This window comes from Paraburkholderia sp. SIMBA_054 (assembly GCF_046534875.1).
GTDB lineage: Bacteria > Pseudomonadota > Gammaproteobacteria > Burkholderiales > Burkholderiaceae > Paraburkholderia > Paraburkholderia hospita.
Window position 1 is genome coordinate 1 of record NZ_JAWRXV010000825.1, and the last position, 270, is coordinate 270.

Annotated in this window: 1 pseudogene; it reads left to right on the top strand. The window is 56.7% G+C overall.

The annotated features are described in order from the left end of the window. Positions 1 to 270 (top strand): annotated as a pseudogene (locus SB822_RS57400) (hypothetical protein); the annotation flags it as partial.

Below are 270 nucleotides of genomic sequence, written 5' to 3' on the forward strand. Positions count from 1 at the left end.
GTCGGTCTGGCCCAGAATCTTGGCGTGGAAACCGTCGAGATCGAGCGTGCTCTTGGAGTGATGCAAGGCTTTGATCCGGCAGGCCTTTTTGCCCGTGATCTGCGGGAGTGTCTAGCGATACAGCTGCGTCTCAAGGATCGGTTCGATCCGGCCATGGAGGCGTTGATCGACAATCTCGACCTCCTTGCACGGCGAGATTTCGCGACGCTCAAGAAGCTGTGCGGTGTCGATCAGGCCGATATTCTCGATATGCTGACCGAAATCCGTATG